At 43.3% G+C, this 22,228-nt stretch carries 18 protein-coding genes and 1 tRNA gene; 7 read left to right on the forward strand and 12 right to left on the reverse strand.

From position 1 onward, the window contains the following. The first annotated feature begins 129 nt into the window (after nt 1–129). Together Q8W40_RS02235 and Q8W40_RS02240 are read left to right on the forward strand one after the other, a co-directional pair. Nucleotides 130–1,851, forward strand: a complete 1,722-nt coding sequence (locus Q8W40_RS02235; RefSeq protein WP_305395697.1) for a methyl-accepting chemotaxis protein — start codon at nt 130–132, stop codon at nt 1,849–1,851. Nucleotides 1,852–2,014: 163 nt separating this feature from the next. Continuing rightward, nucleotides 2,015–4,510 (forward strand): ATP-binding protein, encoded by a 2,496-nt coding sequence (locus tag Q8W40_RS02240; protein WP_305395698.1) that lies wholly within the window; start codon nt 2,015–2,017, stop codon nt 4,508–4,510. 58 nt (nt 4,511–4,568) lie between these two features. Here the strand turns inward: Q8W40_RS02240 and Q8W40_RS02245 are convergent, their stop codons facing one another. Continuing rightward, on the reverse strand, nt 4,569–5,063 hold the full coding sequence (locus Q8W40_RS02245) for a DUF2867 domain-containing protein (RefSeq protein WP_305395699.1): 495 nt from the start codon (nt 5,061–5,063) through the stop codon (nt 4,569–4,571). A 157-nt stretch (nt 5,064–5,220) separates the two neighbouring features. After that, nucleotides 5,221–5,297 (reverse strand) — tRNA-Arg (locus Q8W40_RS02250). A 200-nt stretch (nt 5,298–5,497) separates the two neighbouring features. Between Q8W40_RS02250 and folD the strand changes: the two genes are divergently transcribed. Then, nucleotides 5,498–6,352, forward strand: coding sequence for a bifunctional methylenetetrahydrofolate dehydrogenase/methenyltetrahydrofolate cyclohydrolase FolD (gene folD / locus Q8W40_RS02255; protein WP_305395700.1), 855 nt, complete (start codon nt 5,498–5,500; stop codon nt 6,350–6,352). 104 nt (nt 6,353–6,456) lie between these two features. Here the strand turns inward: folD and Q8W40_RS02260 are convergent, their stop codons facing one another. Continuing rightward, nucleotides 6,457–7,425: a lytic murein transglycosylase gene (locus Q8W40_RS02260; protein WP_305395701.1), complete on the reverse strand. Its 969-nt coding sequence runs from the start codon at nt 7,423–7,425 to the stop codon at nt 6,457–6,459. A gap of 27 nt (nt 7,426–7,452) precedes the next feature. Further along, complete coding sequence (locus Q8W40_RS02265; RefSeq protein WP_101113557.1) at nt 7,453–7,728, reverse strand: YcgL domain-containing protein; 276 nt, start codon at nt 7,726–7,728, stop codon at nt 7,453–7,455. A gap of 177 nt (nt 7,729–7,905) precedes the next feature. Between Q8W40_RS02265 and minC the strand changes: the two genes are divergently transcribed. The 3 genes from minC to minE are packed head-to-tail and all read left to right on the forward strand — an operon-like array spanning nt 7,906 to nt 9,657. Beyond that, a complete protein-coding gene (minC, locus tag Q8W40_RS02270; RefSeq protein ID WP_101113556.1) occupies nt 7,906–8,565 on the forward strand; it encodes a septum site-determining protein MinC in 660 nt (219 codons plus the stop codon). 13 nt (nt 8,566–8,578) lie between these two features. Beyond that, nucleotides 8,579–9,391, forward strand: a complete 813-nt coding sequence (gene minD / locus Q8W40_RS02275; protein ID WP_101113555.1) for a septum site-determining protein MinD — start codon at nt 8,579–8,581, stop codon at nt 9,389–9,391. Nucleotides 9,392–9,393: 2 nt separating this feature from the next. Then, nucleotides 9,394–9,657, forward strand: a complete 264-nt coding sequence (minE, locus tag Q8W40_RS02280; protein ID WP_101113554.1) for a cell division topological specificity factor MinE — start codon at nt 9,394–9,396, stop codon at nt 9,655–9,657. Nucleotides 9,658–9,727: 70 nt separating this feature from the next. Here minE and Q8W40_RS02285 read toward each other — a convergent pair whose 3' ends face one another. Continuing rightward, nucleotides 9,728–10,957 (reverse strand): GGDEF/EAL domain-containing response regulator, encoded by a 1,230-nt coding sequence (locus Q8W40_RS02285; protein ID WP_305395702.1) that lies wholly within the window; start codon nt 10,955–10,957, stop codon nt 9,728–9,730. 112 nt (nt 10,958–11,069) lie between these two features. On the opposite strand from Q8W40_RS02285, the gene Q8W40_RS02290 reads away from it, so the two are divergent. Then, on the forward strand, nt 11,070–14,150 hold the full coding sequence (locus tag Q8W40_RS02290; RefSeq protein ID WP_305395703.1) for a hybrid sensor histidine kinase/response regulator: 3,081 nt from the start codon (nt 11,070–11,072) through the stop codon (nt 14,148–14,150). A 122-nt stretch (nt 14,151–14,272) separates the two neighbouring features. On the opposite strand, the gene rnd is transcribed toward Q8W40_RS02290, so the two are convergent. The 7 genes from rnd to Q8W40_RS02325 all read right to left on the reverse strand — a co-directional run bounded on the left by rnd (nt 14,273) and on the right by Q8W40_RS02325 (nt 22,015). Continuing rightward, nucleotides 14,273–15,388 carry a ribonuclease D gene (gene rnd, locus Q8W40_RS02295; RefSeq protein WP_305395704.1) on the reverse strand — a complete coding sequence of 372 codons (1,116 nt, stop codon included), beginning with the start codon at nt 15,386–15,388 and terminating at the stop codon, nt 14,273–14,275. Nucleotides 15,389–15,603: 215 nt separating this feature from the next. Then, a complete protein-coding gene (gene fadD, locus Q8W40_RS02300) occupies nt 15,604–17,286 on the reverse strand; it encodes a long-chain-fatty-acid--CoA ligase FadD (RefSeq protein WP_305395705.1) in 1,683 nt (560 codons plus the stop codon). Nucleotides 17,287–17,380: 94 nt separating this feature from the next. Then, the gene (locus tag Q8W40_RS02305; RefSeq protein WP_305395706.1) at nt 17,381–18,289 is read right to left on the reverse strand and encodes an alpha/beta fold hydrolase; all 909 of its coding nucleotides are present in this window, start codon (nt 18,287–18,289) and stop codon (nt 17,381–17,383) included. Then, a complete protein-coding gene (locus tag Q8W40_RS02310) occupies nt 18,289–18,831 on the reverse strand; it encodes a Slp family lipoprotein (RefSeq protein ID WP_305395707.1) in 543 nt (180 codons plus the stop codon). The genes Q8W40_RS02305 and Q8W40_RS02310 overlap by 1 nt, the downstream gene beginning before the upstream one ends. Nucleotides 18,832–18,954: 123 nt before the next feature. Then, nucleotides 18,955–19,251 (reverse strand): chromosome partitioning protein ParA, encoded by a 297-nt coding sequence (locus Q8W40_RS02315; RefSeq protein ID WP_305395708.1) that lies wholly within the window; start codon nt 19,249–19,251, stop codon nt 18,955–18,957. A 64-nt stretch (nt 19,252–19,315) separates the two neighbouring features. Further along, nucleotides 19,316–20,017 carry a tRNA (adenosine(37)-N6)-threonylcarbamoyltransferase complex dimerization subunit type 1 TsaB gene (gene tsaB, locus Q8W40_RS02320; protein ID WP_305395709.1) on the reverse strand — a complete coding sequence of 234 codons (702 nt, stop codon included), beginning with the start codon at nt 20,015–20,017 and terminating at the stop codon, nt 19,316–19,318. Between the two features lie 75 nt (nt 20,018–20,092). Further along, nucleotides 20,093–22,015 carry an ATP-dependent DNA helicase gene (locus Q8W40_RS02325; RefSeq protein WP_305395710.1) on the reverse strand — a complete coding sequence of 641 codons (1,923 nt, stop codon included), beginning with the start codon at nt 22,013–22,015 and terminating at the stop codon, nt 20,093–20,095. Nucleotides 22,016–22,228: the final 213 nt, after the last annotated feature.

A 22,228-nucleotide genomic window follows, 5' to 3' on the forward strand; every position in this document is an offset into this window, starting at 1 on the left:
GGTTCATTCTTAATCTCTTGCTTACTGCATCTCGTTTCGAGCTAAAAAACAAATTCCCTCTAGATCTTTCTAATAATCAACATTCTTGAACTACACTTATTTCAATTGTGTTGGGTAGAGGGAAATTATATGAAAACCAGAGCAATTATGGCTTACGTTTTCGGCGCCATATCGGTCATATCTGTGGTCACTTTTTTATTAGGGTTTAATATTCTAAGCTCTGCAGGAAAGCTAAAACAGACATCCGAGACGAGGTATGCTTCTTATCAGGTTGCTGACGAGCTCAGACAAAGTTCGGATGATCTAACAAGGCTTGCTCGAACTTATGCACTAACAGCAAATGCCGACTATGAAAGCATGTACATGGACATACTCGCTATTCGTAATGGCGAAAAACCTCTTCCTGAGAAATACCACCAGATATATTGGGATTTGGTCATCAATTATGGTGAAAAGCCCAAGCCAGATGGTATTACCGTATCTATCCAACAGCGAATGAAAGATCTTGGATTCTCCGACAAAGAATTCTCGCTGTTAAAAGAAGCGCAAAGCAATTCCGATGCCTTAGTGAATTTGGAAGTAAAAGCAATGAACGCGGTTAAGGGTATCTTCCTTGATCCAAATTCAGGTCAGTACACGGTCAAAGGCGACCCCGACACATCAATGGCGGCAGAGTTGCTTCACAGTAAGACATACCATGTAGAAAAAGCGAAAATCATGAAGCCCATCGATGGTTTCTTCTCTGAATTAGAAGCTCGAACATTTGGATATCTACAAAACGACTTTGGTTCACTTCAGGGCACAGTTACCATTACGCTTGCTTTAATGGCTGCGATGCTCGTGGTATCCATAATTGGTTTCATAATGGTCAATCGTGTTGTGACTAAACCGGTTACAGCATTAAGTGAACAACTCAAGTCCATTGAGTCTAGTGGTAACTTAAGCCATAGAATTAAAAATGTGGGAACGGGTGAAATCGGTGAAATTGCGAAGCAGATTAACAGCATGCTGGAGTCTTTGCATAAAACTAAGGAAACCTCTTCGCGTATTTCTTCACATGTGCAAGATCTCGCATCTGAAACGCATGGAGTGGTGTCTGAAAGCCGTATGAACTCCGACACTCTGACTCAAGAAACAAACTCTGTATTGGTTGCGGTCGAAGAAATGGCAACGGCGCTAACGCGTGTCACTGACGTAACGGTTACGGCGGAAAATGAAGCGTCTCAAAACGATAAAAACGTCAGCGAAGGACAGTCGTCGATGCAGCTCGCGGTGGACTCAATGACGACATTGCAAAGTGAATTTGGTCATACTCAGCAAGCAATGGAAGGGTTGATTTCAGAAAGTGCTCAAGTCTCTGGTGTGCTCGACGTTATCAAATCTATTGCCGAACAAACCAATTTATTGGCACTCAATGCCGCGATTGAAGCTGCACGTGCGGGTGAACAAGGCCGAGGGTTTGCGGTAGTAGCAGACGAAGTTCGCTCGTTAGCACAAAGAACTCAAGACTCAACAAATGAAATTGAAGAGATCATTGCGAGCCTTCAAGAGAAAACAAACTCGATGGGTGGCACCATTAACCAAGCTGCTAATTTGATGGGTACAGCTCACGAAAGTATTGATAGAATTGGTGAAGTCTTCGTGAAAATTAAAGATACAACAGGAACTATTTTCAGTTTGAACTCAGAGATCGCGCAATCGACAGATGAGCAGTCAAAAGTGTCGAACATGATAAATGAAAGCCTGACCCAAATTAGCGACCTAACAAATAAGGTGGCGCATTCCATTGAGCAAGTTGAGCATTCGGCTTCTAATCTCGATCAGCGCGCAAAAGAACTGGCAAATATTTAAGTACAGCATTATCAATATTTGTATCAAAAGGGTGCCTTTTTTGAAGGCATCTTTTTTTTGTCACGTAAAGGTCACACTTCAATCAATTACTTCGTTGTTTTCCTTTAAAAAAAGCTCAACTCTTTCTACGTTAAGTAGATAATTTCACTTCTGTTGCATACTCATGATCATAAAAGTGCTCTCGAATTCAATTAAAGGTCAGATCGCATTCTCAATTGTGACCATTTTTGCCTTGTTTCTAGTATGGGTATTTGCCAATGGATACTTCAATACGCAGCAAGACATCTTGGGCACAATCCGCCACGACATTACCAAAGCACATACTTCATTACTTCAACTGCGCCGCCATGAGAAAGATTTTCTCGCAAGGAAATCTGAACAATACACCGAGCGGTTTGAATCCGAGATCGCAGAATTATCTCAAGCGCTCAATGAAATTTATCTCTTAAGCGCCGAAGTCGATATTAATGTTCGAGATGATCTTAAAAGAACGCTTACTTCTGTAGGGCAATATAAAGACGGGTTCAACTCGCTTTCTGTTACATATATGCATATCTACAAGCCGACCTCTGGGTTGGTCGATAGGTTACTGCTCAATCTTGCGCAACTCAGATTAGAACTGGGCAAATCACCTCAAAACGTAAAACAACTTATTGCCGAAACGGAACACCTTGTACTTGAAATGGGTGCTAACCAAACCTTCCTATTGCAAGTCGAAAACAAACTCCTGAAAAGCCTCTATAAAAAGGATGTTTCAGAAAAGAAATCCATTATCAATAGCTTAATGGCGCTAAAGAATGACTTATCACCCAATGAGCAAAACACCTATTCAATCACGTTGCTTGAACAGATATCCGAGCAAATTCATGACTTACTATTCAGCCTTCGTGTGTTAGGGCTAGACGAAACACTGGGTCAACATGGCGAGCTTCGTAAAAACGCGCATTCTATAGAAGCCAACTTTTTTGAATTAAGCGAGCATGTAGATGCTGCCATCAATGCTTCAGAGGCAACTATAGCAACTTATCGTTTCTTCTTATTCGTGACTATGCTGGTCGTCTCCGTCATTTCGCTACTGATACTGATATTTAACGCTTCAAAGATCGAGAATATGCTCAAATATTCGGTAAAAGAGGCGAAAAAAGCCAACCGAGCTAAGAGTTCGTTTTTAGCGAATATGTCTCACGAAATTCGAACCCCATTGAATGGCATCATCGGTATGGCTGAGATCCTAAAAGGCACAAGCCTTTCCGCCATTCAAAAAGATTATCTAAAAACCATAGATTCTTCTTCACAGACTCTGCTCATGCTCATTAATGACGTGCTGGATCTCTCTAAAATTGAATCTGGAAAGCTTCAAATTTCACCACACACGTCGAATGTAAGAGAAGTCATTTACGATACCGCAGCTCTCATTGCCCCTAAATCACATCAGTCGGGTATTCAATTGAACGTCGACGTTTCGACATCCATTCCTGAGCACGTAAAGTTAGACGAACACAAGCTTCGTCAGGTAATGATGAATCTCGCTTCAAACGCGATAAAATTCACCAAGCAAGGCTCTGTTTCTCTCATCTTGTCTAGTCGCGCAATGGATTCTGGAAACATCACTTTACTGTTCCAAGTGATAGATACTGGTATAGGTATTGATGTTTCCCAGCAAAAAAAAATCTTTCAGGCTTTCGAACAAGAAAATTCAGACACCTCGAAAGAGTTTGGAGGAACGGGCCTTGGCTTAGCCATCAGTGACAAGATTGTCGAACTGATGGGCGGCAAACTGACACTCGTTTCCGAAAAAGGAAATGGCAGTGAGTTTAAATTTGAAATCACCTGCCCTATCGAGTCGGGACATCAAGTGCCAATTAATAACCTACCTGCTGTCTATCTCGTTAATATTGAAGAAGGCGCGGCTATTTGTGATGAACTGAAACATTTTGGTGTTTCATATTCGACGTACGATATGGACAATAGCGAACCAGATATACCCGAAAATAGTGTTGTACTCTGTCATCAGGCAGAAGAAGAACCTACGCATGTTTTGCTGTCGCAAATTCGTTTAACGCATCCAGAATTACCCGTTGTATTAGTCCGAAATAACCACCAAAAACATTATAATTTTGAGCATTTAGTTGATGGCTATTTAACAGATCCATTATTCGGCCTACGCCTTCTTACTGTGTTGAAAGAGAGTGTGAGCCAGCATACTCCCGATGCGGCTTCTGCCTATGATTTTTCAATGGAAACCAATACCAATGTTTCGCCTGAAATACTATTGGTTGAAGATAATGCAGTAAACCAAAAAGTTGCTCAGATCAATTTGGAGAGAATGGGATTAAGAGTTTTTATAGCAAACAACGGGCAAGAAGCCGTCGATGCCTACCAAGCCAACCCAAGCCAGTTTGCAACGGTTTTGATGGACTGCATGATGCCAGTAAAGGATGGGTTTGATGCAACAAAAGAAATTCGTATGCACGAAAGAAAAAATAGTTTAAACCCAATCCCCATCATTGCGTTAACAGCAAGCGTGTTAGAAGACGATATTCAAAAGTGCTTTGATGTTGGTATGGATGATTACTTACCCAAGCCATTCACCAAAGCTGTTTTCGTCGCTAAGATGGAAAAATACGTCGAAGGCGTGAAAGAGAGTGTTACTGACTAGGCGGTTTCGCTTTCACTGTGATTCAATCGCAGAGATTTGTGTAGAATTCAAACAACAATTAAGAAGTAAGTGTTTTCAGTGATGACGGCACTATGATCTTATGCGCTGGTGTAACAAACAGCATGTACACACGACCAAGATTGTTGTGAACGTGGACAACCGTCGTCGCGTGGACTTGGATTTTATCTCCCAGCTTTTCCAGATAGAAAGAGACTTTTACGTTAAGGTGTTTGTCCTCGTCTTCTAGAATCACTTCTTGCTGGTTCACAGAGTGCAATGTGAAGATACCCACTCGATCACCCACACAATAGTCAGCCGCCTTTTTATCACTTTGGAGATCTCGCATCTTCCCCAAGTTTTTTAACCCGAAGACACCCACAATTCGATTTCGCAGATCCATAAGCGCATTCACCCACTGAGGGGATTTACTCATCAACTCTATATACACGTCCATCGCAGATTGGTTGTGATTTTGAATGTATGTTGTAAACGTATCGTGGAAATAAGCGCCAGATATAAACTGGTGGATTTGAGCATTTGATTGAAATGTCATGAACTCTTCCCTAATTCAACAAAATTAAGCAAAGAGTAACATTTAGGGTATTAACGGAGCGTAGCTAAAGTTACCTATCGTGTACTGACAATTTTCATAGGCAGCATATAAAACGATAAAACCCCTGACAGCTTACGCTATCAGGGGTTTTGAATAATGGCACGCCCTGAAGGATTCGAACCTTCGACCACATCCTTAGAAGGGACGTGCTCTATCCAGCTGAGCTAAGGGCGCGCTACAGGAAAAGGATTATACGAGATGATTGAACAAGGTCAACGAATTTATCTAACATTCTGATTCGAATGACCAAAAAAAAGCCGGAATGGAGAAAAACGCACCGAAAGCCTAACTAGCAATCGTTTGCGCAATAGATATTGTCATATTTTTTTGCGACAATACGCCCAAAATTAAGCCCCATAACCTCAAGGAATAACATGTCTGCTCAAAATATTGATGGCAAACTCATTTCTCAAACTGTTCGTTCAGAAGTTGCAGCACGTGTAAAAGCACGTACTGATGCAGGGCTCCGCGCACCAGGCCTTGCCGTGGTTTTAGTTGGTGAAGATCCAGCGTCTCAAGTTTACGTAGGCAGCAAGCGTAAAGCGTGTGAAGAAGTCGGCTTTGTTTCTAAGTCTTTTGACCTTCCTGCTACTACTTCAGAAGAAGAATTACTGGCTTTGGTCGATGAATTAAACCAAGACGGTGAAATCGACGGTATTCTCGTTCAGCTTCCTCTTCCAGCAGGCATCGATAGCACCAAGGTTTTAGAGCGCATTACACCGAATAAAGACGTAGATGGCTTCCACCCATATAATGTGGGTCGTTTGTCTCAGCGCATCCCTAAACTTCGCTCATGTACGCCAAAAGGCATCATTACTTTGCTGGATCGCTACAATATCGAGTTGCGTGGAAAACACGCCGTTGTTGTGGGTGCATCGAACATTGTTGGTCGCCCTATGACGCTTGAGTTGTTGCTTGCAGGCTGTACAACGACAACTTGTCACCGCTTCACGAAAGATTTAGAAAATCACGTCCGCCAAGCTGATGTGGTTGTGGTTGCGGTTGGCAAACCAAATTTTGTTCCTGGTGCTTGGATCAAGAAAGGGGCGATTGTCGTTGATGTCGGTATCAACCGTTTAGATTCAGGTAAACTGGTTGGCGATGTTGAATACGACGTGGCTAAGGAAAATGCGAGCTTTATTACACCGGTACCTGGTGGTGTTGGTCCAATGACCGTTGCAAGCCTTATCGAAAACACAATGCTGGCCTGCGAACAATACAACAGCTAACATTCAATTTTCAGCTTTCAGCAAAGAGTTGAATCTGTAATCCATTATTCCTACTAAAAAGCGAAGCAATAATGCTTCGCTTTTTCTTAGAGGTTCAATAACTATTACTGCACAATTTTATCGGCTAGATGACTTACCGCGATACCGAAATAGTATGAGCGATTCCACTTCATCAACACCTGATAATTATTGTAAATCAGATAAGCGCGGCCATTTTCGTCATCGGGCATGATTAACCAGGCATCGATATCTTCTTTAGGCTGAGGAAGCGCTTTACCGTTAATTCGAGTCACACCCAACTTGCTCCACTCTGCCAATGTTTTTGCTTTGGCTTTCTGACGCCCCTCAAGGTTCATATCAAAACCTGCTGGTACCGTGACCTGACGTCCCCAAGTGTACTTGTCGTCCCATCCAGATTGGCTTAAATAGTTGGCAGTAGAAGCAAACACATCTGACTTAGTATTCCAGATATCTTTCTTCCCATCATTGTTGCCGTCGGCGGCATACGCAAGGAAGGAGCTAGGCATAAATTGACACTGCCCCATTGCCCCAGCCCAAGAGCCTTTCATTTTATGAGGAAGAATGTGCCCTTGATCGAGAATAGTGAGCGCTGCCATGGTTTCTTTTCGGAAAAAAGCTTCACGGCGACCATCAAAAGACAGAGTAGTAAGCGCATCTATCACGCTATAACCACCCGTGAGCTTACCGAAATTACTTTCCACACCCCAGAGTGCAACAATAAATCTAGGTTGAACTCCGTACTCATCACCTATTCGTTTCAGTTCGGTATAGTGCTTATTGTAAAGGGCTTTAGCCTGCTTTACCTTCCAGTCCGGTACTGCTCTGGGTATGTATTCATCCAAAGTCAGCCTTTTTTCCGGTTGGTTTCGGTCTGCCTTTACCGCTCTTGGTTTATAAGTGACGTTTTCAAATGCCTTATCAATAATTGACTGAGAAATCCCTTTCTCTAAGGCTTCTGCTTTCAGCCCTGTGACATATTCATCAAAGTCAGGCTGGGCAAATGCCGCATGGCTCAAGCCCAAACCTAACAAAGCAACGAGTAGTTTTTTCAAGCCTTTCTCCCTGAGCGGCTAGCGTTATTATTTTTGCTTCGCCTTCTGCTCTTTATATTTTTCTAGTAAGTTTTCTGGTGGTGGTGGAAGCTGAAGGAAGTAACCTTCTCTTTCCATTGATTCTTTTACTTTTTCTACGTCTACTTGAGCCAATTTACGACCATCCATTTTGATGACCATAACAAAGACAGGTTTACCAAACATGTCTTTTAAAGGCTGCGGAACCTCAGAAAAATCATCTTTCTTAGGAATGTACAGGTATGCCCCTTCTTTTTTAGGGCTTTTGTAGATAGAACACAACATATGAGACCTATTCTTGCGTATTTTTCTTCGCTAAAAAGTGAAGTTTTCGTAAAGTTTAAGAGATTTTGAACGTAAAGCGTCTATTTGACAATAAGTTGCTTGATGAGGATTGTGTAGAAATATAACATGCTACCATTTTAGGGTTTGAGCCCAAGCCAAATTGTTTGAAATTTAATCATGACAACATCCACGGATTTAAAAGGTAGCAGTTTTACGTTATCTGTCCTTCACCTGTCAGGCACTGACGTGAGCGAGAGTGTACGTTTTCTACACGACAAAGTCGAACAAGCCCCTGCATTTTTCCAATATGCGCCAGTAGTGCTTAACATCGAACAAATGTCCGGTGATGTCGATTTTCAGCAGTTAAAAGCGGGGGTACTTTCAACAGGAATGATCCCTGTTGGCGTGACTGGTTGCAAAGACAAACGTGCACAATCTTCAGCAAAAGAAGCAGGGTTCGCCGTTATGTCTTCAAGTAAGACCACCTCCGCCCCTGCCCAAATGGCACCGACTAAAATCGTGCGTACTCCTATTCGCTCTGGTCAGCAAATCTATGCGAAAGATGGTGACTTGGTCATATTGAACCATGTTAGTGCTGGTGCCGAAGTGATTGCCGATGGCAGTATTCATATCCATGGCACTTTGCGAGGCAGAGCCATCGCTGGAGCCAGCGGGCAAAAAGAAGCAAAGATCATTTGCCACGATTTACAGGCTGAGCTGATTTCCATTGCAGGGAATTATTGGCTCAGTGACCAAATTGACAGTACGTATTGGCAGAAAAAAATCATGCTCAGCATGCATGAAGACCAACTGACAATCGACACCCTCACGATTTAAAAAGGAAAATTTGATGGCACGCATCATTGTTGTTACATCAGGTAAAGGTGGCGTTGGTAAAACCACCTCTAGCGCAGCGATCGCCTCTGGGCTCGCTCTCAAAGGTAAAAAAACGGCCGTCATCGACTTTGATATTGGCTTACGTAACCTCGACCTGATTATGGGTTGTGAACGCCGAGTAGTTTACGATTTCGTTAATGTTATCAACGGTGAAGCCACACTTAATCAAGCTATGATTAAGGACAAGCGCACTGAAAATTTGTTCATTCTTCCTGCTTCACAAACTCGTGATAAAGACGCGCTAACAAAAGAAGGCGTACAACGAATTTTGACTGAGTTGGATGAAATGGGCTTTGATTTCATCATTTGCGATTCACCTGCGGGCATCGAGCAAGGTGCGCTCATGGCACTATACTTTGCAGATGAAGCCATTGTTACGACGAACCCTGAAGTTTCGTCAGTGCGTGATTCTGACCGAATTCTAGGAATACTTGACTCAAAGAGCCGACGCGCAGAAGAAGGGTTAGAGCCAGTAAAACAGCACTTGCTGTTAACTCGCTACAACCCAGAACGCGTAACACTAGGCGAAATGTTGAGTGTCGAAGACGTGGAAGAAATTCTGCACATTTCTCTATTGGGTGTGATTCCAGAAAGCCAAGCGGTTCTGAATGCATCGAATAAAGGTGTGCCAGTGATTTTTGATGACGAATCTGATGCTGGTCTCGCCTACGATGATGCAGTTGAGCGCTTACTGGGCAATGAAAGAGCGTTCCGCTTCTTAACGGAGCAAAAGAAAGGCATCTTTAAACGACTATTTGGAGGCTAATTATGTCTTTATTGGAGTTTTTCCGACCACAAAAGAAAACATCCGCCAATGTTGCTAAAGAGCGCCTGCAGATAATTGTTGCAGAGCGTCGTAAGGAAGGGTCCGATGCCCCAACCTACTTACCGCAACTGAAAGAAGATATTCTAAAAGTCATCAGTAAATATGTCGACATCGACCCTGAAATGGTCAATGTAACGCTTGAACAAAATGATGATGATTTGTCAGTGCTAGAACTCAATGTGAAGCTGCCCGACGAAGATAAGTAATAAAAAACAGCGGCTAACTCAGCCGCTGTTTTTTTACTAAAAATTCTTAGAGTCTGTTGCTAGCAATCAGCTAATCCGAAACAGGTGGTTTGAACAAGTGATCAAAGCTTTGGTTATCACTCAACCATTGCTCAAAATCTTCCACTTTCATCGGTGGGGATACATAGTACCCTTGAACCAAATCACAACCATTGTTCATGACAAACTCCAGCTCTCGGAATGTCTCAACACCTTCTGCCACTGTCGATATTTCTAATTTCTTTGCTAACGATAAGCTGGTTTCAATAATGGCTTTGCTTACCTTGCTATTTTCAGCTTCATGAACGAAAGAGCGATCCAACTTAAGTTCAGTAAACGGAACTCGCTGTAATTGCTCCATCGTGGAAAACCCAGTACCAAAGTCATCAATAGACAACCCAAAGCCCTTTAACCGGAAGCGAGTCAGAATATCCAAGCTGGTTGTTGCATCTTTACTGAGTAATGATTCTGTAATTTCGATTACGATATGGTGCGCTGGAATATCGTGCTCCATCACCAATTCTTTCACTTGTCTAGGAATCTCCAAATTCGATAGACAGTAATGAGAGAAATTCACCGACAACATCAAGTCCCAGCCATTCGCTTTCCAACGAGCCAAATCAGCAATGCCCTGTTTGAAAATCATCTCAGTTAAGTGATTTATTAAACCTAATTTCTCGGCAATTGGGATAAATACGTTTGGTGGGATGGTGCCTCTTTCAGGGTGATTCCAACGAGCAAGTGCTTCCACCCCGACGACTTGTCTGCTTTGAATACAAAGCTGAGGCTGATAGTGAGGAACAATATCGCCTTTTACTATGGCTTGCCTTAATTCAGCACCAATCGCCGTGAGATTCACTCGGTATCCTTGGTTGCCCCCCATCAAGCCGGAAGAACTGAACATGCGTTTCAACTCTTCAGTATTGATAGGTTTAGACAATGCCCCGAGTACAGGGATTCCTCTTTCCTGAGCGATTTTAACGGCGGTTTGCAAAATTCGATCGTCTTCACCGCTGATCAAAATCAGCGAAGCGCTATGGTGTAGTGCTTCCATATGGCGGATTAACTCGACACCATCTAAAGACGGCATGTTCAAATCAGAAATAACTACATTGACTGGATTGAGCTGACAGGAGATCGCCTCCGCTCCTTCGACAGAATTCGTGGTTAAGGTAATTTGAACAATCCCCATGGAGCTCAGTGCTCTCTCAAGCATATTCAATATAAAGGGATCATCATCAATTACCAGAACATGCAGTTGCTCAAACGATTGCTCTGTCATTTTTGGGTTACGACCTCCGGCAAATTCCAATGATTTTGTATTGATATTTAACTTACTTTAGCATACAAAATATGTTACAAAAAGTTACATTTTATAATTGTGGTGAACGATTATGAGCTATTTCATTACCAAATGGCAGATGATCTCCGGCAAGATAACGATTGCTATGGTGGCAATTGCGGCGATAGTTGTCACTAAAGCGATCCTTAGTTTTCAGCTTTATTCTCAAGTTCAGGAAAATAATGCAACGATTAGCAGACAGAATATTCCTGGTGAACTTGCCGCTGTAAACATGCTGGATGAAATTGGTGATATGAACGCGGACATGTTGCATTACATTTTAGGTGATGCCACACGTGCTGAATCGTTTGATAAAAACCGAGAACAGTTCTTTCATTACCTAGATGTGATTGAAAAATCAGAATCAATCGATATTAATACGGTACAAGAACTGGGCAGTCTTTTTTTTCAGTTCGAAAATCGCGTTAAGCTCGATATTTTTTCTTCCTATAATCCCAACGATGAAATTTGGGCAAGATCTCAAGTAAACTCGCTGGTAAATACCACTGGTCAATCGCTACTTAACCTTGCCGAAAAAGTCCAAAAACTGGAATCCAATGCTCATTCTTCTAAGCTTTCTCTTCAAAGCGATGAGTTTTTTGAACTGATTAACGATCTTAATCAGCAATTGAGGGTGTATGTATTAGGCGCCCAAGGCGTAAAGGAAGAATTTTCAACCTACATTCAAAGGGCTGAGTTCTTACTTACCTGGCTCAAATATTTGCTTAACGAACCTTCTTCTCATGAACTCATTGAAACACTTCGTGCGGAGCTACGAGTTATGCGCAATGGCGGCTTCGAAGTATTTGAACGCTATAATAATAACGATAAGCAAGGTGTCCTTAAAATTGCAGAAGAAGTAACGGGGCAAGAATACAAGCAGCTTTCCGATACCATTGGTTTATTAAGTGCTCGTCTAGATAGCCAAATGACGGAAAGGCTCACTGTTCTCGATAACCTAACCAACAATTATAACTATTTCTTATTTGGCTCTATCTTCGCCGTTCTAGTATTTTGTACCGTCGTGACTATCTACATTTATCGCTCTATTAGTGCACCACTTCTCACCATCAACCAGCAGATGAAAAGCCTTATAAAAGGCGATACCAGTATCAAAGTACCCTATCGCTATCGCAGTGATGAAGTCGGGGAAATGGCGAGAATGCTTGAAGCGTTTCGTCAAAATCAGATAGAAAGGAATCAATATCAGCAGGAAGTGATCATCGCACGCGACAACGCCGAATCTGCAACGAAGGCAAAAGCCAACTTCTTGGCTACCATGAGCCACGAAATTCGTACCCCAATGAATGGCATTATAGGCATGATTGACTTACTCAATACCACTAGAGTCAACCGCGAACAGCAAAGGATGCTTAAAACCGTTCGAGAGTCTTCTTTTTCACTGCTGAATATCATTAACGATATACTCGACTTTTCTAAGATAGAGGCAGGTAAACTCGATGTAGAGCAAACAACGCTTCCTCTTCGAGAAACACTGGAAAATGTTGTCGCTACTCTATCGCCAAGCGCAGAAAATGCGGGCATTGTTTTCCAGCTTTATATAGACCCAGAGCTACCAGAAGAAGTATTAGGCGATCCGGTTCGGTTGCGTCAGATATTGTTTAACATTATTGGCAATGCTATTAAATTCTCGTCAAAACTGTCCAGACGTGGCGAAGTCTCACTCGAGGTTCATGCCTATTTTATTGATATTAATGAGATCACCATTCAATTCGATATTAAAGATAATGGAATCGGTATTCATCAAGATCAAATAAGCACCCTGTTCACTCCGTTTACACAAGCGGAATCAGATACAACACGTCGCTTTGGTGGAACAGGATTAGGCTTATCGATATCGAAGCACTTAACTGAGCTCATGGGGGGAGAAATCTCTGTAAACAGCACGTTTGGAATTGGAACAACATTCAGTATTCACCTGACTTTCCCATTCTCTCAAGATCCAAGCAATCGCGTAAACCCAGTACATATCGCTGAAACTCAGGTGTACGTCGACTTATCGACTGACTGGCTAAACAGCCATCTTCCAAGCTACCTGAAAACACTTTGTGTCCCTTGGAAAAAACTGGATCGCCACCTGTTCCCGAGCCTCAAACTTACTGACCCTCATTGCATCATCATTACGGACAGTCTTGCTGACTTAGTAGCGATAGAACCAGAAGCGTTACACGATTCCATTAAATATTTGGAATTACTGCCTCACGCGAATATTTCCTCGCAAATTAGCGAGCGAACCTTCTCTATTTCCGCTCAACCTCTCAAGCTTTCAAACCTAAGATACGGATTGCGAGTTGTGACAGGCATGGAAAGCCCATTCGATATAGCGCCACATACCGAAGAACAAATGGAGTTCAAGGAACTCAGTGCTGGAGAATCAAAAGGGCTCATTTTGGTGGCAGAAGATAACCCAGTAAACCAAGAAGTAATCAGAAAACAGCTCAAAGCATTGGGCTACGAATGCAAACTTGCAGACGAAGGCTTACAGGCACAAACCATTTATGAACAATATGACTTTGATTTGGTACTAACCGATTGCCACATGCCAGAATGTGATGGATATGAGCTCACTTCCGCTCTTCGCCAAAAACAAATCGAAAAAGGACGAAGAATTCCCATCATCGCTGTAACTGCTAATGCAATGATTGGTGAAGCTAAGAAATGCTTAACTGCAGGAATGGATGATTACCTTCCAAAGCCTATTGAATTGGAAAAACTCAAACGGATGCTTCACGACTGGATGCCAAGTTCAGACACAGCCACCAGCTCAGGAGTGGCGATGAACCTAGAAGTGGTTGATACCATATTTGGCGGTGATATGAATGCCTACAAGCAGAGCGTTAATGATTTTATGCAATTGAGCTTACCCCAATACCAAGCTTTAGCAGACGTTGAAAGCGAAGAGTTTGAAATGAGCGTTGTAGCAAACATTGCCCACAAGTTGAAATCTTCTGCTTCCACAATAGGGCTAGACGAGCTGTACAAATTGACACAAGAAATCGAAAATCATTCCAAGCTCGGAGCGAAACCTGAGTTACTCAATACGCTAGCTCAGCTCAAAGCGTTGCTGCCCAAAATTGAAGCCTTGATAAACAGTCAAAATAGCGAAGCGTGAAAACAAAAGGGAAGACAAATGAAAAGAGGCTCAGTGTAATACTGAGCCTCAGTGCTTTTACACCCAAATAAACTTATACCCAAGTAACCTCAGGGTGCATGGGTATTAAAAATAGAAAACTTCTAAAGCAATTTATTCAGCTGTTCACCAAATAACTCTTTGCGCCAACTTGTCATTACATCTGGCATATTGGAAGGATTACGATCCTTTTTCCATACCCAAGTGATCAGCTGATTAAGCTGTTTTTTGGAAGCGAGGAATTCCGTCGCCAATCCACTCTTCTGAGACGCTTTCTTTACTTCATCTTTAAGCTGTTTGAACAATTGTTTGTATTCTGGTTTGTCCATCAGCCTTTCAACCACATCAGGGTATTCATCTTCAGGCACTTGCTCGCCTTTTTTTACCATCGCAATAACTGTGTTGCCATGGCGACGAATTTCGCGGTGATCAAAACCTTCTTGCTCCATACGCTTCAAGCTCTTGATACCAAATCGCGCTGCTGCCCACAAATTCTGCTCACGGAAAACAAAATTTAATGCGATATCACGCTTAAGTGCTTCCTCTAAGCGCCACTGGGCAAGGATTTTAAGAATAGCCAGTTGATTAGGGCGAAGCTGCCAAGCGCCTTTTATGTCTTGATAAGCCTTTTCTGGAACGTGTGTAACCACACGCTTAGAAGCAATGAGATCCGATTCCTGTTGAGCGGCTTCCCACCAGCCTGCCTCGCGGACTGCCGCTTCCAATTTTTCAAACATAGGCAGAAGGTAGTGTACATCTGCTGCTGCGTATTCCAATTGCTTGCTAGTAAGCGGTCTTGCTAGCCAGTCTGTACGCGCTTCGCTTTTGTCCAGTTCCACGCCCAAGTATTCGTTTACTAACGCTGCAAAGCCAGTGGATAAACCATGTCCAAGAAACGCAGCCATAATCTGAGTGTCCATCATTGGGACTGGTATTGCTCCAAATACATGAGCAAATACTTCTAAATCTTCTCCACACGCATGCAGAACTTTCAATACCGAGGTGTCTTTTAATAACGCTTCGAATGCATCCATCTCATCAATAACGGTAGGATCAATCAAAGACAGTGTCGTACCATCGAAGAGTTGAATTAGACCTAACTGAGGGTAGAAGGTGCGAGTTCTAACAAATTCCGTATCTAGCATAACGGTATCGACTTCGCGGGCGGACAGGCAAACAGCTTCCAATGCTTCTTTTGTATCTACTATCTGATAGTTCACTTGAATCTCTTAATTGTTATTCGTTCTATATTCAGGGCTAAGTTACTTTATAAACCCAGCAAAGTCGTATTTGCTCGCTGCTAAGAACAACTTGCGTTTGATGTAAGTATAGAAAATTAATGAGCATAAAAAATGCCGGCAGTTGCCGACACTTTAACATTCCGAGATAAGTTATGCTGGTCTTTCAACCAGTTTTACAGCATAAAACCGCGCATTTATGCAGTCTCAGCCTTTGTGTTTTCTTCACGAAGTGCACGTCTTAAGATTTTGCCCACGTTAGTTTTGGGTAAATCATCTCTGAATTCGACAATTTTAGGGATTTTATAGCCAGTAAGATATTCACGGCAATGGCTGATCAATTCGTCTTTCGTTAAGCTCGGATCTCGTTTAACAACACAGATCTTCACCACTTCACCAGAGACTTCATGCGGTTCGCCAATGGCAGCAACTTCAAGCACTTTTCCGTGTAACGAAACCACATCTTCAATTTCATTAGGGTACACATTAAAACCAGAAACCAGAATCATGTCTTTCTTGCGATCGACGATATGAAGGAATCCTTCCTCATCAAACTTTACGATATCGCCTGTCGACAGCCAGCCGTCATGGTCGATCACTTCTTTGGTGGCTTCAGGTCGCTGCCAGTAACCCTGCATAACTTGCGGGCCTCGAACTTGAAGCTCACCAACCTGATCATTTGGCAATACGTTGCCTTCATCATCAATGATTCGAACATCGGTGGAAGGAACAGGCAAACCAATCGCGCCGTTGTATTCCGTTGAGTCATGAGGGTTAGCGGCAACCAATGGTGCACATTCTGTTAAACCATACCCTTCCAGTAGGAATCCGCCCGTAATGTCTTTCCATTTATCGGCCACGGCACGTTGAACAGCCATTCCACCACCAACGGCAATGCTCATCCGGCTGAAATCTAACTCTTTAAAGTCTTCATTGTTGACTAACGCATTGAATAACGTATTCACGCCTGTAATAGCGGTAAACGGGTATTTTTGAAGCTCTTTTACGAAGCCTGGAATATCACGTGGGTTCGTGATCATTAGGTTTCTTCCACCCAACTCAATGAACAGTAGGCAGTTCACGGTAAGCGCAAAGATGTGATAAAGCGGCAGTGCGGTCACGACTAACTCACGACCTTCAGTTAACACAGGTCCATAAGCCCCTTTCGCTTGCATGACATTTGCGAGCATATTGCGGTGAGTCAGTACCGCGCCTTTTGCCACGCCTGTTGTGCCACCCGTGTATTGCAAAAAGGCAATATCATCACCAGACATAAATGGCTTCACATATTGCTCTCGGCGACCTTTTCGAATCGCTTTACGGAATGAAATGGCATTTGGCAAATCGTACTTTGGTACCATGCCTTTCACATATTTCACCACGAAATCGACCAATGTCCCTTTCGCACGAGGAAGCATCTGTCCAAGGCTGGTTAAAATCACGTGTTTGATTGGGGTGTTATCAACGACTTGTTCTAACGTATTCGCAAAGTTAGAGACAATCACAATGGCTTTCGCACCAGAATCAATTAGCTGATGTTCAAGTTCACGCGGGGTATATAGCGGGTTAACATTCACGGCGATTAAGCCCGCTCGCAAAATACCAAATAAGGCTATCGGGTATTGCAGCAAGTTAGGCATCATGATCGCTACACGATCGCCTTTTTTCAATTTCAGTTCATTTTGTAAATAAGCGGCGAATGCGCGACTGCGTTCCTCTAACTTTCGGAACGTCATGACTGAGCCCATATTCATAAAGGCAGGCTGGTCGGCAAACTTATGTACCGATTGCTCAAACATTTCCACTAACGATGGGTAGCTGTCTGGGTCAATGGTTTCTGGTACATCACTTGGGTAACGTGTTAGCCAAACTTTATCCACAAATAAACTCCTCAAATTCGACTGGCTGATGGTTGTAGCCGAGTTATTACAGCACAGTCATTCGTGTTGTGACACGAAATAATCAAACACTTGTTTAAATTTTGTTAACCAAATCCATAATCAGCTCGCTGACTTTTTCTGGATGCTCTAGATGACAGTGGTGACCTCCGGGAATAGACACCCATTTTTCATGGGGTTGCGATCTTTTTTCGCCCTTTTGGTCTTTTTTCCTTTTTTCGTCTTTTTCACCCTTCTTTAGCGAGTAGGGAACTTTCAAAGACGCAAAGCCACTTTCACCTAAAATGATCAAATGCGGGCATTCAATATTACTGATAATGTCGTTTCGCTGTTGCTCGCTCATTCTGTACAAAGAATCGCATTTAAGCTTTTCATCATGTCGCCAATACCATTGCCCGTTTTTTTGCTCTAATGCACGGTAAGTCATCGGCCTAATAAGCGCTTGCGCTACTTGAGTGTTAATCGAACGAATGCGAACAGCATCTTCCGGATCGGATAAACCTTTCGGTTTCTTTTCGCGATATCTATGCCGGCTTAATACACCGGTGCGCAGCCGTTTTGTTGAATTTTCAGAAGATTCAGAAAGCGGACCGTACCCTTCAATTTCAACCAAAGCTGTCACCTTTTCAGGAAACGCGGCACTATAGCAACTTGTAATCAATGCACCAAGAGAATGCCCAACCAAAATGGTTTCTTTTGCTGAGAATTTCTGCAAAACACCATGAAGATCGTCTATATAATCGTGAAACGGATAAAAATTGTCCGCGCCTTTATCTGTAGACAATCCATGACCAGGCAAATCAATAGCCACTAAATGCAGCGTTGGAGCAATCCGGTTTAGTGCTTTCATCACTCCGGTAAAGCTTTCCGAGTTATCCATCCAGCCATGAACAAAAACGACCGTCTTAGCGGCCGTTTTTGCTTCACCTAATTCTAGCGAGGCAATCGTAGAATGACTGCCTAACACATATTGATGAGATTTCATTATTTCACTTCTTGAATCACTTTAGCTCGGCTAGAGCCCATTCGGCTTGACCGACAATTGATGCCATAACAAGGGTAAAGATAAGAATCAAAGTCGTGGACAATCACAGATTCTTCAACGCGCCACAAATGCATGCCATACGCATTCATTACAGGGAATGTATAGTCAAACTCGCCTACCTTCCCTTGCTCTGTAGGCTGAGATTTTCCAACAACGGTAACCAGCCGACCTTCAGCATAAGTCACAGGGTCGATAAAGCCATCGATGTAAGCAACAAACCGACCATTTGCGTCAGTACTTATATCGGGTTTTCCTGTTTTACTGATAGGAAGGTTGACTATTTCAACACGAGATTTATCGGATAGATTGGTTACTGTGGCGATCATACCGCCTAGGCGAACATCGGCGGTGCCTTCATGAGCTGCGAAAATTGGGTAATCCGTAATAACCTCTTCAGATTGGGCGGTAAGTTGCTCGGGCAAGCTTGAGCAAGCAGAAAGTAGAAATACGGAAAGAATAAATAGACAACGGCGAACCAACATAACATGCTCCGTTAATGAGAACTGATATCAACTATATCAAACTGTTACACCCAAGTAACGTCAATTAGCTATTCGAAGATAAGAACCTACGACCAAGCAAAAGTGAGTATTATTGGGGGAAAATTAGATATAAATATCGACTCCAAGAAGCTGCGCAAGTTCCTCCTTTTTCGCTTGATTCATGACACCCATGTATTCTTCCATCGCCTTACGAGTACGTCCTTCAGGCAAGTCATATTCTATCTGGGCGCGGTGAATCTCCGACTCATCAACATGCCTGATGGTTTGAGCAACGGCATTCGCCACCTTAGTCGGTTGGCTGACGGGTTGTTTTCCCTTTTCTTTCTTTACCTTAGACTGCTTTTGCGTCTTATTGGTATTAGGGACAACAACTGGAGGTAATCCATTAATGGAAGCCATAGATGTCCTTTTTAGGGTCCGTTGACCAGAGCCTTACAACCTTTTGGTTATGAGGCTCTCTCGTTTATTCCTTACCTGGTAGTTTCTTCCAAGTAACGTTGTCTCTTAGGTATACTGGGCTGGAATCTTCCACCGCCACTGTATTGCCTTTTGCAAATTCGAACTGTGCTAATATCACCATGTCTTGCGCGTCTGGGTACAGCACATCGCTGCCTTCCGTATCTAGAGGCAAAGACTCTAGCCCTTCAGAATACGCACCCCAACCGGTTCCGGCTTGAGTCCAAACGTTTTCATCCCGCTGTAAGTTTTCCGCTAATACCGCTGGAGGTACGACACATTCAGGTTCTTGCTTCAACCATTCGCCGTTTTCTTGACGCACATAGCGCCCCCAGTAAACTTCGCTCATTCGGGCATCAATCGCACTAGCAACATGGTTTTTACCATGCAGGCGGTAACACGCTTGCGCCATGGCTTCCATGGTGGATACACCAATCATAGGCAAATCCGCACCAAATGCTAAACCTTGTGCAATACCGATGCCAATTCGAACACCGGTGAAGCTTCCCGGTCCACGGCCAAATGCCAACGCATCCAAATCTTGCAGAGTAATATTGGCTTCTTTGAGTACTTCATCGACCATTGGTAGCACTTTCTTAGTGTGGTCTCGCGGGGCGACTTCACTTCGTGCGTACAATTTTCCATCCACAATCAATGCAACAGAACAGTTTTCTGTCGCGGTGTCTAAAGCTAGGATTTTCGCGCTCATTTACGCCTCAATTATTCATTTATCTATTTGGGGTTTTAGTTGAAACCTATCCAACCTGAGTCAAAACACTTCTTTTCATTCAGAACATGTCTCTTGGCTCAAAAATTGGTTAACGACATCTAAATCCCGTGTTCTTGGTATTAGTGGCAAACTTTGCAAAAAGACTGCCCCATAATCACGTGTGACCAGTCGGTTATCACAGATGATCAATGCGCCTTGGTCTTTTTTATCTCGAATCAGACGCCCGACCCCTTGCTTAAGGGTAATCACTGCATCGGGTATTTGAACCTGATTGAATGGTTCTCCCCCACTCAAACGACAATCTTCAATACGTGCTTTGAGCAAAGGATCATCAGGTGCAGTAAAAGGAAGTTTGTCAATAATAACACAGCTCAATGCGTCACCTCTAACGTCGATCCCTTCCCAAAAAGCTCCCGTTGCCACTAGCAAGGCGTTGCCCAGCTCTAAATATTCAGCCAGTAATTTTTGCTTAGTTGTTTCACCTTGCATCAGTACAGGTATCGACAGCTGCTCACGAAATCGTTCTGCTAAGTCGCGCATCATACTGTGGGAGGTACAAAGAAAAAAGCATCGTCCACCGTTCTTCTCTATTACAGGTCCGAGCATTCTCGCTAAACTTTCAGACATTCCGGGGCTGTTTGGCTCCGGAAGGTATCTGGGAACACACAGCCGCGCTTGTTGTTGATAATCGAATGGGCTTGGGAGCGAGAACTGCTGTGGCGGCTCTAAACCTAAGCGATGGGTAAAGTGGCTAAAGTCATCTTGTACCGCTAATGTGGCTGAAGTGAATATCCACGCCCCCTGCTTCATCTCCACTTGCTCACGGAATTTCTCGGCGACAGACAAAGGGGTAATGTGCAATGAAAAGTGACGAGGAGTACATTCAAACCAATACGAGTAGCCAGTAATATCGACTTCGCATACCCGATCGATTCGTGCTTTGATTGCGTTCGCTCGCTCAAAAGCCGTATCCAGCAGTTCGCTTCGACCTAACGCAACTTTTAGCACTTCAATGGCGAGTTCCAACACATCAAGCAAACGTGTGATCTCACGCTCTATTGATGGCGACTTCATCGCTTCTCGCCAATTTCCGCGAAAACCTGGATCTCCTAAAACAAGCCTCATTTCCATCGCAGACTGAACCAGACGATCGGCCACTTTCTGCAACTGGCGCATGTCTTTGGCCTCAGTTCGGTACCCAATTTCTATGTCTTTAGACAATTCCTGAATTTGACGGCTGGAAATAGATGAACCGAAGTATTGGCTCGCAATGTCTGGGATTTGGTGCGCTTCATCAAATACAAACACATCTGCTTCGGGAATTAGCTCACCGAAGCCTGTTTCTTTTATCGCGAGGTCAGCGAGGAATAAATGGTGGTTCACAACAACGACATCGGAATCCATGGCTTTCTTTCGCGCTTTAAGCACAAAACAGTCTTGATAACTTGGGCACTCTTTGCCTAAGCAATTATCGTTCGTCGATGTAATGTCGGGGATAATTGGGCTATCTTCTGCGATATCATCACATTCTCCCAAGTCACCACTTTTAGTCTCAGAAGACCAACTGCGTACTTTCACCAATTGGGTCAGAAGCGTTGAATCCGCTTCTACGCTGTGGCTTTCAACCATTTGCCGACTCAATCTATCCAAACACAGGTAATTGGATCGACCTTTTAACAATGCGACACTGCCATAATAACCAAGGGCATCGACCATTAAGGGTAAGTCACGATGAAAAAGCTGTTCTTGAAGGTTTTTTGAACCAGTGCTGATGATGGTTTTCTTACCACTGAGTAGTGCAGGAACCAAATAGGCAAAGGTTTTACCCGTACCCGTTCCAGCTTCTACCACTAGCTGAGATTGGTCTTTGATCGACTTTTCGACGGCACGAGCCATATCCAGCTGGGCTTGTCGGGGCTGAAACCCTTTAATGGCTTTGCCTAACGCACCACTAGCGGAAAAGGTTTTATCGATCATAGGCTCTTAAGGTCTGTTGACCTAGGAATGAAAACAAAGAAGGAATTATACTCAAACAACCCCAAGATGCGACTCCCGAAAGAGAAGTTTTCATCGAGGGATAAGGGGCTGTCGATCTTTCGCGGTAAAATTTTGTAGCAAGTAAAACAAAGACGCAAACTCGAAATGAAATTTACGCCTTCAAGAAGTAACATTACTGGGTTATTAGGGTCT

The sequence above is a fragment of the Vibrio penaeicida genome (assembly GCF_030689305.1).
GTDB lineage: Bacteria > Pseudomonadota > Gammaproteobacteria > Enterobacterales > Vibrionaceae > Vibrio > Vibrio penaeicida_B.